The organism is Seonamhaeicola sp. ML3, from assembly GCF_023273855.1.
Taxonomy (GTDB): Bacteria; Bacteroidota; Bacteroidia; order Flavobacteriales; family Flavobacteriaceae; genus Seonamhaeicola.
In genome coordinates, this window is the sequence record NZ_CP096884.1 from 969110 (window position 1) to 984104 (window position 14995).

Sequence of the window (14995 nt, forward strand, 5' to 3'; positions counted from 1 at the left end):
AGATTTATGCTTCTGTTGTATTTCTCACCTTAGTTTGGTAAATCACGTTTGGTTTTGTTCCAACATGCTCTAACAAGTGATACATACGATTATCTTCCTTAAGTTTTGCAACTTTACTTTCCTTATCGTTGATATCTCCAAATACCATTGCACCACTGCTACAAGCCGAAGAACAAGCGGTCTGAAGTTCACCATCTTTAATTGGGCGTCCGTCACGTTTAGCATCAAGAATTGTTTTCTGTGTCATTTGGATACACATAGAACATTTCTCCATAACACCACGAGAACGTACTACAACATCTGGATTTAATACCATACGTCCTAAATCATCATTCATATGGTAATCGAACTCATCATTACTAGAGTATAAGAACCAGTTGAAACGACGTACTTTATAAGGACAGTTGTTGGCACAGTATCTAGTTCCTACACAACGGTTATAAGCCATGTGATTTTGACCTTGACGACCGTGTGATGTTGCCGCAACCGGACAAACCGTTTCACATGGTGCGTGGTTACAGTGCTGACACATTACCGGTTGGAAAGATACCTGAGGATTCTCAGAGGCATTTTCCATTTCTCCGAACTCACTCAATGAGCTGCCTAAACCAGAAATATTTTCTTTTTTCTCGTTATCTCCCTCGAAAGATTCTTCAGAAGAATAATATCTATCTATACGTAACCAGTGCATATCACGTGATCGACGCACTTCTTCTTTACCTACAACAGGCACATTGTTCTCTGCATGACATGCAATAACACAAGCACCACAACCTGTACACGCATTTAAGTCGATAGATAAGTTAAAATGATGTCCTATTGAACGATCAAACTCATCCCATAAATCAACTTCTGGAGATGTTACTTCAACAGGCTCGTGATTTAACGATACTGTTGGAATAGGGTTCCAAACGTTAGAATCTTTAGTATTGAAAATCTCTAAAGACGTTTCTTTAAGGATATCACCACGTCCCATTAATGTATTGTGCAACTGAACACATGCAAACTCATGCATTCCAGATGCTGGCTCAACAGTTACGTTTTGAACCGTATTAAATCCGCTGTATAATGCATACGCATTAACACCGGTTTGCATTTCTTCTTTTAATCCAGCACTTCTACCATAACCAAATGATAATCCAACCGAACCTTTCGCTTGACCTGGCTGAATGATTACAGGAACTTTCACTGGCTCACCACCTGCTATAGAAATATTAGCATAACTACCATTTAAAGCTCCAGTCGCTTCATGCTCATTTACTAATCCAATAGCTTCAGCATCTGCTTTAGAAACCGTTAAGTAGTTATCCCATGAAGTTCTTGTGATTGGATCTGGAAACTCTTGCAACCATGGGTTATTGGCTTGTTGACCATCACCCATACCAGTTTTGGTATATAGTGTTAATTCTAAACCGTCAGTAGATTTCACAGAAGAGGCTAAAGCACTTGCTGCATTACTTGATGGAGTTTCAGCATCATCAGCAGCTTCGGTAGTATCTTCAGTTTCTGTAGCAATTTCACCAACAAAAACACCATCGTGTAAGGCTTTATTGAAAGAACCACCACCTAAAATGCTAGTTCCCCAAGCGTCTTTGATATAATCTAGGTAAGATACATCGTTACCAGTCCACTTTAGTAAAGCTTCTTGGAACTGTCTTGTATTAAACAACGGACGAATAGTCGGTTGTGTTAGAGCATAGTGCCCTTTCTTTATTTCAACATCACCCCAAGACTCTAAATAGTGAGGTGCAGCAGCTATATAATTGGCTAAGGTTGAAGTCTCGTCTGCTTTCATAGAAAAAGCAACAGAGAATGTGTTTTTTAAGCCTTCAGCAAAGTCAGCAGCATTCGGTAATGTGTAAACTGGATTTACACCACTCATAATTAACACACCAACTTTACCAGCTTTTAAAGCTGATACTAAAGCAGCAACATCTTTATCACTACCTTGTCTTGTTTTAATAGGTGTTTTTGGGTTAAACGCTTTACTTCCTAAAGCTTCGTTGATTTCTAATGCTACTGTCTGTGCATTCACATCTTGAATCCCAGTTACTACAACACCATTACTTCCAGCTTTTTTAAGTTGAGAAGCCGCTTTTTGAACAGCATCTTCCACTTTAGCAGGCAAATCTTTGGTAGCTACAGTCTTTCCAGTTATTAAACTATATAATTTAGACAAAACCGTTCTTTGCTGACTTGGCGTCAAAGGCACACGCTTATCAGCATTAGCACCAGATAATGTCATATTAGATTCAAACTGAATATGACGAGACATTTTACCATGATCAGGAATTCTATTTTTAGCATATCCAGAATCGAATCCGCCTCCTTGCCAATCTCCTAAGAAGTCAGCACCAACAGATACGATTGTCATGGCTTTAGAGAAATCGTAATCTGCAAGACCACGCTCTCCGTATTTAGCTTGGTAAGCATCTAATGCAGCAGATTCTGAAACAGCATCGTAAACTACATGACGAACATTACCACATTTTTCTTTGAATTCAGCAATTAACTTACTTGTTGATGGGCTTGCAAACGTTTGTGTTAATAACACAACTTCTTTACCAGCTGTTGCAGCTTTAGTCAATTCTGAAGTTACTTCAGCATCTAATTCATCCCAAGAAGACTTTTCTCCACCTTTCTTTGGACCTTGAACTCTTAAACTATCGTACAAGCCTAAAACCGAAGCATTCACCCTAGCATTAGCACTACCATTGGCAGCAGCTAAAGCATTGTTTTCAATTTTGATTGGACGACCTTCACGAGTTTTTACTAAAACACTAGCGAAATCAAAACCATCTGCAACCGTAGTAGCATAGTAGTTAGCAACACCAGGAATGATTTCCTCTGGTTGTACTACATAAGGAATTGATTTTTTTACTGGCCCCTCACAAGCTGCTAACGAAGCTGCAGCTGTACTAAACCCAACATATTTTAAGAAATCGCGACGAGTTGTAGAACTTTCTTGTAAAGTTTCTTTATCTCCTAAAAATTCATCTACAGGAATTTCTTGAACAAACTCGTTTTGTTTTAGCGTCTCAACAATAGAGCTGTCTTTTAGCTCTTCAACACTTTTCCAGTATTTCTTGTTTGATGACATATGATATAATTGAATTACTTCTTTTAATTAATTTTATAGTTTTCCGTTTTCACGGAAAGTAAAAACCACTTTTAATAGTGACACTTACCACATTCCAGTCCGCCCATTTCGGCAACTGTTAACTTCTCAACACCATACTTCTTAGACAACTCTTCATGAATCTTGTCGTAGTATTCATTATCCTCAACTTTGACGTTAGTCTCTCTGTGACAGTTAATACACCACCCCATTGTTAACGATGAGTATTGATACAATACTTCCATTTCCTCAACTGGTCCATGACAGGTTTGACACTCTTGACCACCAACAGTAACGTGTTGTGAGTGATTGAAGTAAACAAAGTCTGGCAAGTTGTGAATTCTAACCCATTTTACAGGACTAGATTCTCCCGTATATTTTTGCTGTGAATCATCCCAACCTGCAGCGGCATATAATTTCTTGATTTCACCATCATAAAACTCTTTAGAGTACTCAGGTGTTGTTTCTCCGTTATATTCGTAGATAGATTTGTGACAGTTCATACAGATGTTCAACGATGGAATACCAGAGTGTTTACTAACCCTAGCAGACGAGTGACAGTATTTACAATCTATACCGTTATCCCCAGCATGTATCTTGTGAGAAAAATGAATAGGCTGTACTGGCTGATACCCTTGATCAACACCAATCTGCATTAAATATCCGTATGCAAAATAAGCACTAGACAACAAGAAGAAAATAGCAACAACCAACATTAGGAATTGATTTTCTACAAAAGCCTTCCATAATGGCTTTCTTTTTGTAGCTTCAGGCAAGTCTATATTCTGAGCCTCGGCAAATCTTCTTAAGGTCTTATTTACCAGATAAAGCCCCGATGCTAACAATATGAAAAGAATAGCTAACGCACCTAAAATAATTTCGTTAGAAATTCCTGGCTCAACCGGCTTAGGTGCCACTATAACATCACCAGAACCCGCAGACTTTTGTGGCTCCGCAGCTGTGTAAGCCAAGATGTTATTTAAATCTTCATCAGTTAACTGAGGAAAGGCAGTCATTGCCGCCTTATTGTATTCGTTATAAATCTTGTTTGCGTAAGCATCTCCAGATTTAATAAGAGCTGAACTATTTCTAATCCAGGCATAAATCCATTCTCTATCCAAGCCTTCTTCCTCAGCTAAACGCGCTTCCACGTTACGCAAAGCAGGCCCTGTCATCTTTTTATCTAACTTATGACAAGCCGCACAGTTGGCATTAAATATTGATTTTCCTTTGACTGGGTCCCCGTCCTGAGCAGAGATCGAGGTTGTAAACGCTAATAAAATAACTAAGCCAAAATGAAGAATGTTTTTGCTTAATCTACGGTGAATCACCTGTTTCATATTATTGGTTAAATTAACTTCTAATCTTTGGTATGATTTTTTCATAAAACATGACAAAAGTCATACTTCTAAAATCTCAGGCAAAAGTAAGATTAAAAGTCGATTTTAGAAATGTTACAGAGTTGTTAATTGCTAATTTAGAGAAATTCTAAATAAAAAAATAAACCATAGTTTCGTTAATAACGTATACATTTGTAGAAATAATTAATTATGAAAAATTTGAGTTGTAAAATTAAAGCTGTAATTACCATGTTTTCAATAACTTTTGCAGTACAGAGCTTTGCTCAACAAGGTCAAGTAGAAATCAATCAAGACCAAAACATCACACGTTTATTAAACGTTAAAAAACAACTCAACAAAACCGAAAATAGTTCTGATAGGTACAAAATTCAAATTTATAACGGCAATCGACCTGGTGCTTACGAGGCTCAAAAAGAATTCCGTGAATCTTTTGCCGATTGGCGCTCAACCGACATTTATGAGCCTCCAAACTTTAAAATTTGGGTGGGAAACTTTAGAACACGACTAGAGGCTGATAGAGCTTTAAAACGTATTAAAAGAAAATTTCCTAGCGCATTTATCTTTAAGCCGAAAAAAGAAAAAAACGGATAAAAAGGAGCGTCATTTAAAGAAACGTAACTAAGTGATAATCGCTTCTTTTTTAAAGACAAACCTAACAATGATTTAAATTTATTTCGTATATTCTTACGCTCGTACCTCGCTCAGAATGACGAAGAAAAACATAAAAAAAGCGAACCGATTTAGGTTCGCTTTTTTAATTCGTTTTGTCATGCTGAATTTATTTCAGTATATCAAATAGACTGTCAAACAACACTTTATTTATGAGACCTTGAAACAAGTTCAAGGTGACAATTATTTGGTTTTTAGCCAGTTCTATTTCAAAGTTTTCTTAACGGCTACTTCTTGGAAGGCTTCGATAATATCACCTTCTTTTATGTCGTTATAATTCTTCACCTGCATACCACAATCGTATCCTTTAGAAACTTCCTTAACATCGTCTTTAAATCGTTTTAAGGTTGCTAATTCGCCTGTAAAGATTACCACGCCTTCTCTAATCAATCTAACACCAGAACTTCTGAATATCTTACCATTGGTTACCATACAACCTGCAATAGTTCCGATTTTGGAAATCTTGAACGTTTGTCTGATTTCTGCAGTACCAGTAATTTCTTCCTTGAACTCTGGCGACAACATACCTTCCATAGCATCTTTCAAATCGTTGATGGCATCATAGATAATTGAGTATGTTCTAATATCGATTTCTTCCTTATCGGCTATCGAACGAGCATTACCCATTGGCCTTACGTTAAATCCGATAATAATCGCATCAGAAGCCGATGCCAATAGCACATCACTTTCTGTGATGGCTCCAACACCTTTATGCAAGATATTCACTTGAATTTCTTCAGTAGATAGCTTCTGGAAGGAATCTGTAAGTGCTTCAACAGAACCATCCACATCACCTTTAAGGATAATGTTAAGCTCTTTAAAGTCACCTAATGCAATACGTCTTCCAATTTCATCTAGTGTAATATGACGTTGTGTTCTAACCGATTGCTCACGTTGTAATTGTGCACGCTTGGTTGCAATTGCCTTGGCCTCACGCTCATCTTCAAATACATTGAACTTATCACCAGCCTGTGGCGCACCATCAAGTCCTAAAATGGATACTGGCGTTGATGGCCCTGCTTCTTTAACATTATTTCCGCGCTCATCGTGCATAGCTTTTACTTTTCCACTATGCTGACCAGCTAATACATAATCACCTACTTTTAACGTTCCTGCTTGCACTAAGATCGTAGACACATAACCACGGCCTTTATCTAAGAACGCTTCTACAACTGTTCCAACAGCTGGCTTATCTGCGTTGGCTTTTAATTCTAAAAGCTCGGCTTCTAACAATACTTTTTCAAGTAACTCTTTAACACCTTGTCCTGTCTTAGCCGAAATATCATGTGATTGCACTTTACCACCCCAATCTTCAACCAGAAGGTTCATATTTGCTAAGCCTTCTTTAATCTTTTCTGGGTTAGCTGTTGGTAAATCTATTTTATTGATTGCAAATACAATTGGAACACCTGCAGCCTGAGCATGCGAAATGGCCTCTTTTGTTTGCGGCATGATATCATCATCTGCTGCAGCAACAATAATAGCGATATCTGTAACTTGAGCACCACGTGCACGCATTGCGGTAAACGCTTCGTGACCTGGAGTATCTAAGAATGCTATTTTTTGCCCATCTTCTAGTTCTACACCGTAAGCTCCAATATGCTGGGTTATTCCACCAGATTCACCGGCAATTACATTTTCCTCTCGGATGTAATCCAGCAACGAAGTTTTTCCGTGATCAACATGTCCCATTACTGTTACAATTGGTGCTCTTGGCGCTAGATCTTCTGGCTTATCCTCAACCTCTTCAATCGCTTCCTCAATATCGGCAGTAACAAACTCTACTTTGTATCCAAATTCTTCAGCAACAATAGATAATGTCTCAGCATCTAATCGCTGATTCATGGTAACCATCATACCCAAAGACATACAAGCCGAGATGATTTGTGTAACACTTACATCCATCATGGTTGCCACCTCACTCGCTGTAACGAACTCGGTTACCTTCAGAATTTTACTTTCTGCTGCTTCTGCCTGTAACTCTCTTTCAGTTTGATCTCTATGTTGATCTCTTTTTTCTCTACGATATTTAGCCCCTTTACCTTTAGAACCTTTACCCTGTAGCTTTTCAAGAGTTTCTCTTACCTGACGTTTTACATCTTCATCACTAGGCTCTTCTTTTACAATGTTGCGTCTTCCGCCACCTTGCTTCCCTTTAAAACGGTCATTTCTGTTTTGACCACCTCTATTATTTCCACCTTGTTGCGGACCACCACCAACTTTGCTAATTCTTCTTCGCTTTTTCTTGGCAGTATCTCCTGTTTTAGCATCAGGCTTTTTCTCTTCTTTCTTTTTCTTAGGCTTATTGAACTGAGATAAATCTATTTTATCTCCGGCAATTTTTGGCCCTGTAAGTTTTTGGTATTGGGTTTTTACCCTGCCATCTTTAGGAGCACTATCATCTTGAGCTGGTGCTTCTTTTTGTTCCACCTCCTTTTTTGCCTCTGACTGTTCTACTTTAGGCGCTTCTTCCTTAGAAGGTTCTGCTACTGGCTCTTCAACTTTGGCCTCTTGTGGCTCGCTCACTTGTTCTTCAACAGGCTCTGGAACTGAGGCTTCTTTTACTGGCTCTTCTTTAACCTCAGGCTTTTTTGGAGATAGGTCTATCTTACCAACCGTCTTAGGTCCAGTAATAGTTCCCGAAGCTTTTACAACGTCCTCTTTTTTGGCTGACTCTTTTTGTTTTGCTTCTAGTTCACGCTCTCTTTGCTCACGTAACTCATCTTTCTCTTTTTGCTTGGCCTCACTAACCTCTTTTGAAGCCACTTTTTTGTTAGCATCCGTTTCAAATTCACCTGAAAGGATACCATAAACCTCTTCAGAAATTTTGGTAGTAGGACGCTTTTCTATCTCTATACCCTTAGAATCCAAGAACTCTACTGCACGGTCTAGTGAGATATTAAGCTCGCGTAATACTTTATTTAATCTTATTGTTTCAGCCATAAATTGCCATTAAAATACTCAAATATATATGTTATACCACTTCAACCCTAATCGAATTGGTATTATTCTTCAAACTCTTCTCTTAGAATTTTAATTACTTCGTTAATCGTTTCTTCTTCAAGATCGGTTCTTTTTACTAAATCCTGCGCATCTAACTCTAACACGCTTTTAGCAGTATCTAAACCTGCTTTGTTAAACTCTTGGATGATCCACTCATCTATTTCATCAGAGAACTCACTCAATTCAACATCTTCTTCGGCACCTTCTCTAAATACATCTATCTCGTAACCTGTTAATTGTCCTGCCAAACGAATGTTGTGACCTCCTCTACCTATCGCCTTGCTTACTTCTTCTGGTTTTAAAATAACCTCGGCACGCTTAGCTTCCTCGTCTATTTTTACCGATGTTACCCTTGCTGGGCTCAACGATCTGGTAATGAACAATTGTAGGTTGTTGGTGTAGTTTATTACATCTATATTTTCGTTACCCAACTCACGTACAATACCGTGGATTCTTGACCCCTTCATACCTACACAAGCTCCAACAGGATCGATTCTGTCATCATAAGAGTCTACTGCTACTTTTGCTTTCTCTCCAGGTATTCTAACTACCTTTTTTATTGTGATTAAGCCATCAAATACTTCAGGAATCTCTTGTTCAAATAATTTCTCTAAGAATACAGGAGATGTTCTAGACATGATTATGGATGGCTTAGCACCTTTCAACTCCACACTGTCAATTACCCCTCTCACATTATCTCCCTTACGGAAAAAGTCTGATGGAATTTGTCTGTCTTTTGGTAAAACAATCTCGTTCCCTTCATCGTCCAACAAAATAATAGCTCTGTGGCGAATGTGGTGTACTTCAGCTGTATATATTTCTCCTTCTAAATCTTTAAACTGCTTGTAGATAATGGTATTATCGTGCTCATGAATTTTAGAAATTAAATTTTGACGTAAAGCCAAAATAGCGCGTCTACCTAAGTCTGTTAATTTTACTTCTTCAGATACATCTTCCCCAACTTCAAAATCGGGCTCAATTTTTCTAGCGTCTGTTAACGAAATTTCTTGATTAGGCTCTTCAACTTCACCATCGGCTACAACGATTCTATTTCGCCAAATCTCTAAATCCCCTTTATCTGGGTTAACAATGATATCAAAATTGTCGTCATCACCAAACTTCCTTTTTAATGCGCTTCTAAACACATCTTCCAGAATGGCCATTAACGTTACTCTATCAATTAACTTATCGTCTTTGAATTCTGAGAAAGATTCAATTAACGCGATATTCTCCATAACTCTTACTGAATTAAAATTTAATCATAACTTTTGCTTCTACAATATCTTTGTAAGCGACGTACGCTTCTTTGGTTACTGTTACTTTGCCTTTACCAATGGGTTTAGGCTCCCTAACTTTCCACTGTAAAGTAATCCCTTCTTCTGATGCTTCTGAAAGTGTTCCTTCAAACTTTTCAGATTCGGTCTTTACCTTAAGTGTTCTATTAACATTCTTTACATATTGTCTTTCTTTTACGAGTGGCGCAGTTGCACCAGCAGACATCACATCTAAAGAAAAATCTTGTGCTTCACGATCCAGATTATGTTCTATAGCTCTGCTTATAAAAATGCAATCTTCTACTAAAACCCCATTATCGCCGTCGATAATCACTTTAATTTGATTGTCCCCCTGAATAGAAAAATCTATAAGAAATAAATCTGGTCGGTCTTTTAAAGCAGCCTCCAGCAAATTTTCAACCTTAGCTTTAAACATTTTCTAGTATAAAAAGAGGGGACTTTCCGTCCCCTCATAATCTTTTTTTCGTCTAACAACGCTGCAAATATAGATTTTTTTATTGATTTTTAAAGTATTAATTCATAAATTTAAGTACACCATCTTTGCTAAATCATGAAAAAAATTCTCGTTCCAACTGATTTTTCAGAGCAATCTGAAAATGCCCTTAAAGTGGCTGCTCAATTAGCTAAAACATATAACGCTGAAATTTACCTGTTGCATATGTTAGAACTACCCTTGCATAAAGTAGACCCCTTAAATTCTTATAACGACCTACCGGAAGCTGTATTTTTCATGAAATTGGCGCATCAAAAATTTGAAAAACTTTTAGATAAAGCATACTTAAAAGGGCTTACCATTCATGAACTTGTTGATTTTCATGAGATTTTCAAGGGGATTTTCCAAACCTGTAAAAAACATGATATAGACTTAATTGTTATGGGATCTCATGGTATTAGCGGATTTAGGGAACTTTTAATAGGAAGCAATACCGAGAAGGTGGTAAGAACCTCTGAAGTCCCTGTGCTTGTGATAAAAAAGGAACACACCGATTTTAAAGTAAACCATTTTGTTTTTGCTTCAGATTTCAAGGAAGATTCTAAAGTGCCTTTTTTAAAAGCACTTAAGTTTGCCGAGTTGTTTAAAACCGAAATCCATTTGCTCATGGTAGTCACCGCCAATAAGTTTGTGACCACGATTGAGGCCAAGAAACGCATTCAGAAATTTTTAGATACTGTAACCCCTAATTTCTGCACCATTCATATCTACAACGACGAGACCATTGAAAAAGGTATTATGAATTTCTCGCAATCTATAAACGCCGATTTAATAGGTATGAGCACTCATGGTAGACAGGGGATTTCACATTTCTTTAATGGTAGCATTAGTGAAGATTTGGTAAATCATTCTAAACGGCCTGTGATTACTTTTAAAATATAGTTGCTTCTCGCGAAGTCGCTAAAACGCCGAGAACATTTGTTAGGTGGCAAAAACTAATAGGTAGTTTTTCAATAACAATTCTCCAAAACTGAACGAGAATAGAAAGACCCCCAAAACAACCAAGAAACACCAACAATAGTAAATACTGCAACAACTAAAACAGAAAGTAAATTGCTATTCCCTATTTTCGGTCTTTTATTAATAATGTCTTCGGCTGAATGCATCTTATTGTAATAGATATAATTCAAAATTATAATTAACAATAATACTCCTAACATTAACCACTTGTCAATTTTATAACAAAGAGTGTTTAGGGTAATCATTTCCACAAAACCGTTAACCCATAAAGACTCCGTGAAACTTAAAGCAAATATTACTGTAGCGTGGGGATGGACATCAGGAATAACCCGTGTATAAAACTGATAATAATAGAAATATAAAATCTTAAGCAATCTCATTTTTCGTTTAACTATTAAGTTTTCTGTTGAATTACTAATATTAAACAAAAAACCCTAACTACTTGCGCAATTAGGGTTCAAATTACTGTTGGCCTACTAGGGCTCGAACCTAGACTCTTCTGGACCAAAACCAGACGTGTTGCCAGTTACACCATAGGCCATTGTGTAATTGAGGGTGCAAATTTAGAACAAACTTTTATCTGTACAAACATTTTTTAAAAAAATAATACTAAAACCGATGCGTTTATTTAAAAAAACATGACATAACACATAATCGCTTTAATTGATTTTTAGTAGCCTGGCATATATTGTACTCGGCATTTATGTTAAGACTAACCTAATACTTATACCTTGTTTCATATTTATTGTTAAATTCGCCACAGCATATAAACACCTCATTTTATGACCAATTCTATATTTAAAAAATGGAATACTATTTTAGGATGGTTCTCTTTTTTAATTGCGTTAATCACTTACAGCTTAACAGTTGAACCTACTGTAAGTTTTTGGGATGCAGGAGAATACATTTTAACGTCTTCTAAGTTACAGGTTGGTCATCCTCCAGGGGCACCTTTGTTTCAAATGCTGGGCGCATTTTTCTCGATATTTGCTTTCGAGCCTTCTCAAATTGGTTGGGTAATGAACATGATGAGTGCTGTAGCCAGTGCATTCACGATTTTATTTATGTTCTGGACCATTACTTTATTACTTATGAAGTTAGTAGGCTCCAGTGAAGACAGTCAACCAAAGGCTGTAGCTATCTTAGGTAGTGCTTTGGTAGGTAGTTTAGCATTTACGTTTACAGACTCCTTCTGGTTTAATGCTGTAGAAACCGAGGTTTATGCTATGGCAACGCTTATCATGTCGGTTCTTTTTTGGTTGGGTCTGCGTTGGGAGCAAGATATGGACACACCACGGGGCAATCGTTGGCTTGTTTTAATTGCTTTTATTATTGGGCTTTCTTTTGGGGTTCATTTTATGGGACTATTAACCATCCCGGCAATAGGACTCATCTACTACTTCAAAAATTATAAGGACGTAATGGTAAAAAACTTTATAATAGCCAATGCAGTTTCTGTAGCCATTTTGCTATTTGTATTTAAACTTTTGGCACCTAATATTCTTAAAGTCTTTAGTGTTTCAGAAATTTTCTTTGTAAACTCAATTGGGCTGCCATTTAATTCAGGCTCAATAATAGCAGCCATAATTTTAGTAGGACTCATTGTTTACGGTTTAAATTACACCCGTAAAAAGCAATACAAACATCTCAATACTGGTGTGTTATGTTTAACATTCATAATTATAGGGTTCTCTACTTGGCTCATGCTACCTATTCGCGCAAATGCCAATGTGGTGGTTAATGAGAACAACCCTTCAAGTGCAAGAGAGCTATTAGCCTATTATAATCTAGAACAATACCCAGAAACCCATTTGTTCTATGGCCCATTATTCACAGACATGTTTGCGCCTTTAGACAAAAACAACCCGTACAAGGACGACAAACCCAAGTACGAAAAAGACGAAGAAAAAGGTAAATATGTTGTTGTAAACGACTATAAGAACGCTAGACAAAACTATAACTCTGAACACGCTGCCATTTTACCAAGAATGTGGAGTGGCGAAAATGCCGAAAATTATATGATGTTTTGTGGTTTTCTTGATTTTAACCTTAAACCAGAATATCAATCGAACAAAGATTTACGGAGTCTAGTGAGCAACTTTAAAAGAGAAGTAGCACAAGGTAATGTAGATTACGAAGGGTATATTAAGTTTTTGAAACAATACGGGGTCTCTTACTTTGATATTGAAAAACCATCTTTTGGTAGTAATTTAAGGTATCTTTTCGAATATCAGTTAGGCTATATGTATTGGCGCTACTTTATGTGGAACTTTACAGGTAGACAAGACGATATTCAGGGACGATACGATAACCATGGTAATTGGATTAGCGGCATTAAACCTATTGACGAGTGGCATTTAGACTTCCCTCAAGAAAATTTACCAAGCGATGTTAAAAATAATAAGGCTAGAAACACCTATTATTTCTTACCGCTTATTCTTGGACTTATTGGCTTTTTCTTTTTGTTTAATAAAGACAAGAAATTGTTTTGGGTGATGCTGGTATTCTTCTTATTTACCGGATTGGCCATTCAAGTATATACCAACGTTAGACCATTCGAGCCAAGGGAAAGAGACTATTCTGTTGTAGGTTCGTTTTATGTATTCGCCATTTGGATTGGTTTTGGGGTATATGCCATTTATGAAGCTATCAAAAAATATATTCCACAAAAGTTATCTGCGCCACTTGTTACAGTAATATGCTTAATCTTAGTTCCAGTGATTTTAGCCGTAAACAACTGGGATGACCATGACCGTTCTGGCAAATATACAGCTCAAGCTATGGCCAGAAAATATCTGGACTCTTGTGCAGAAAACGCCATTTTATTTACCATTGGCGACAACGATACGTTTGCCTTGTGGTATGCCCAAGAAATTGAAGGATATAGAACCGATGTACGTATCGTTAATACAAGTTTGTTCCAAACAGATTGGTATATTGACCAAATGAAGCGCAAAGCTTACGAGAGCGACCCTATTCCATCGCAACTAACCCACAACGATTACAAACACGGCACCAACGATTATGTTCGTATTGCTCCTATAATGAAAGACACACTTTCAATTAAAAGAGCATTAAACTTTATAACCAGCGATAATCCTAAAGCTAAGTTCAAATTTTATTTAGAAAACTTCGCAGGCGCAGACCCTAGCAGATACCCTTCGCAAGAACTTAATGCCAGGTACTTCCCAACCGAATTTTTAAGATTACCTGTTAATAAAGACAATGTCCTTAAACACGGTATTGTAAAACCGGAAGACGCCCATAAAATTGTACCGCATATAGATATTCAAATTGATGGCGGCGCCGTTTATAAAAACAGGCTACTTATGTTGGATATCGTAGCTAATAACAACTGGAAACGCCCCATATACTTTACTGGCGGAAGCTTTGGAGATGATGATTACATTTGGATGAAAGACTATTTACAGTTAGACGGTATGTGCTATAAACTCGTTCCTATAAAAACTGCTATAGACCGAGCAAATCCTTTTGATATGGGAAGAATAGATGCCGACCTCATGTATGAAAAAGTTAAACAATGGGACTGGGGTAATAGTGGTAGTCCAGATATTTACCACGATGTAGAAACCCGAAAAAACTCCATTACTTACAGAGGAAATCTAGCCAGATTAATTGAACAGCTTATAAACGAAAATAAATTAGATAAAGCTGAAGAAATAGCAGACTTAGCCATGGCTAATATGCCCGTAGATTACTTCGGCTATTACACACTATTAGAACCATACATTAGCGCCTACTACGAAGTAGGTAATACAGATAAGGCCAGACAACTGTACAAAGATGTAGTTGTGAAATATCAAGAAAGTCTCAAGTATTATAGCAGTATGGAGCCTAAAGACCAAAATCGTGTTTTTGAAGAAATTTACACCGATGTTCAACGCTATAAAGCATTACTGGATGTTCTTATAAGACATGATGATATCGAGTTTGCGAGCTCAGAAGGCGATATATTTAACGACTACCTAAGATTGTTTAAAGCGCTCTATGGAGAAGATGAAGAAGAAACTCCCGTTGATAGGGATTTGCCTTCTCAACCAGATACTGTAATTAACGGACTTAGTGCAGATTAAGG

At 37.2% G+C, this 14995-nt stretch carries 8 protein-coding genes and 1 tRNA gene; 3 read left to right on the forward strand and 6 right to left on the reverse strand.

Annotated elements, in window-relative coordinates:
• Positions 1 to 4: 4 nt before the first annotated feature.
• Positions 5 to 3100 (reverse strand): TAT-variant-translocated molybdopterin oxidoreductase, encoded by a 3096-nt coding sequence (locus M0214_RS04440; protein WP_248724265.1) that lies wholly within the window; start codon positions 3098 to 3100, stop codon positions 5 to 7.
• Positions 3101 to 3171: 71 nt separating this feature from the next.
• Positions 3172 to 4458, reverse strand: a complete 1287-nt coding sequence (locus M0214_RS04445) for a c-type cytochrome (protein ID WP_248724931.1) — start codon at positions 4456 to 4458, stop codon at positions 3172 to 3174.
• Positions 4459 to 4668: 210 nt separating this feature from the next.
• Between M0214_RS04445 and M0214_RS04450 the strand changes: the two genes are divergently transcribed.
• On the forward strand, positions 4669 to 5070 hold the full coding sequence (locus M0214_RS04450; protein ID WP_248724266.1) for an SPOR domain-containing protein: 402 nt from the start codon (positions 4669 to 4671) through the stop codon (positions 5068 to 5070).
• A 282-nt stretch (positions 5071 to 5352) separates the two neighbouring features.
• Here M0214_RS04450 and infB read toward each other — a convergent pair whose 3' ends face one another.
• The 3 genes from infB to rimP all read right to left on the reverse strand — a co-directional run bounded on the left by infB (position 5353) and on the right by rimP (position 9861).
• Complete coding sequence (gene infB / locus M0214_RS04455) at positions 5353 to 8091, reverse strand: translation initiation factor IF-2 (protein ID WP_248724267.1); 2739 nt, start codon at positions 8089 to 8091, stop codon at positions 5353 to 5355.
• Positions 8092 to 8153: 62 nt separating this feature from the next.
• Entirely contained in the window at positions 8154 to 9386 is a 1233-nt protein-coding gene (nusA, locus tag M0214_RS04460) for a transcription termination factor NusA (RefSeq protein ID WP_248724268.1), read from the reverse strand.
• A 13-nt stretch (positions 9387 to 9399) separates the two neighbouring features.
• The gene (rimP, locus tag M0214_RS04465) at positions 9400 to 9861 is read right to left on the reverse strand and encodes a ribosome assembly cofactor RimP (RefSeq protein ID WP_248724269.1); all 462 of its coding nucleotides are present in this window, start codon (positions 9859 to 9861) and stop codon (positions 9400 to 9402) included.
• 135 nt (positions 9862 to 9996) lie between these two features.
• Between rimP and M0214_RS04470 the strand changes: the two genes are divergently transcribed.
• Positions 9997 to 10821, forward strand: a complete 825-nt coding sequence (locus M0214_RS04470; protein ID WP_248724270.1) for a universal stress protein — start codon at positions 9997 to 9999, stop codon at positions 10819 to 10821.
• Between the two features lie 546 nt (positions 10822 to 11367).
• Here M0214_RS04470 and M0214_RS04475 read toward each other — a convergent pair.
• A tRNA-Gln gene (locus M0214_RS04475) sits at positions 11368 to 11440 on the reverse strand.
• Positions 11441 to 11681: 241 nt separating this feature from the next.
• Here M0214_RS04475 and M0214_RS04480 point away from each other — a divergent pair.
• The gene (locus M0214_RS04480) at positions 11682 to 14993 is read left to right on the forward strand and encodes a DUF2723 domain-containing protein (protein ID WP_248724271.1); all 3312 of its coding nucleotides are present in this window, start codon (positions 11682 to 11684) and stop codon (positions 14991 to 14993) included.
• The last annotated feature ends 2 nt before the right edge of the window (positions 14994 to 14995 follow it).

Coding starts and splice junctions, on each gene's coding strand:
- M0214_RS04440 (WP_248724265.1), bottom strand. CDS start 3,100: ATGTCATCAAACAAGAAATACTGGAAAAGTGTTGAAGAGCTAAAAGAC.
- M0214_RS04450 (WP_248724266.1), top strand. CDS start 4,669: ATGAAAAATTTGAGTTGTAAAATTAAAGCTGTAATTACCATGTTTTCA.
- M0214_RS04480 (WP_248724271.1), top strand. CDS start 11,682: ATGACCAATTCTATATTTAAAAAATGGAATACTATTTTAGGATGGTTC.
- rimP (WP_248724269.1), bottom strand. CDS start 9,861: ATGTTTAAAGCTAAGGTTGAAAATTTGCTGGAGGCTGCTTTAAAAGAC.
- M0214_RS04445 (WP_248724931.1), bottom strand. CDS start 4,458: ATGAAACAGGTGATTCACCGTAGATTAAGCAAAAACATTCTTCATTTT.
- infB (WP_248724267.1), bottom strand. CDS start 8,091: ATGGCTGAAACAATAAGATTAAATAAAGTATTACGCGAGCTTAATATC.
- nusA (WP_248724268.1), bottom strand. CDS start 9,386: ATGGAGAATATCGCGTTAATTGAATCTTTCTCAGAATTCAAAGACGAT.
- M0214_RS04470 (WP_248724270.1), top strand. CDS start 9,997: ATGAAAAAAATTCTCGTTCCAACTGATTTTTCAGAGCAATCTGAAAAT.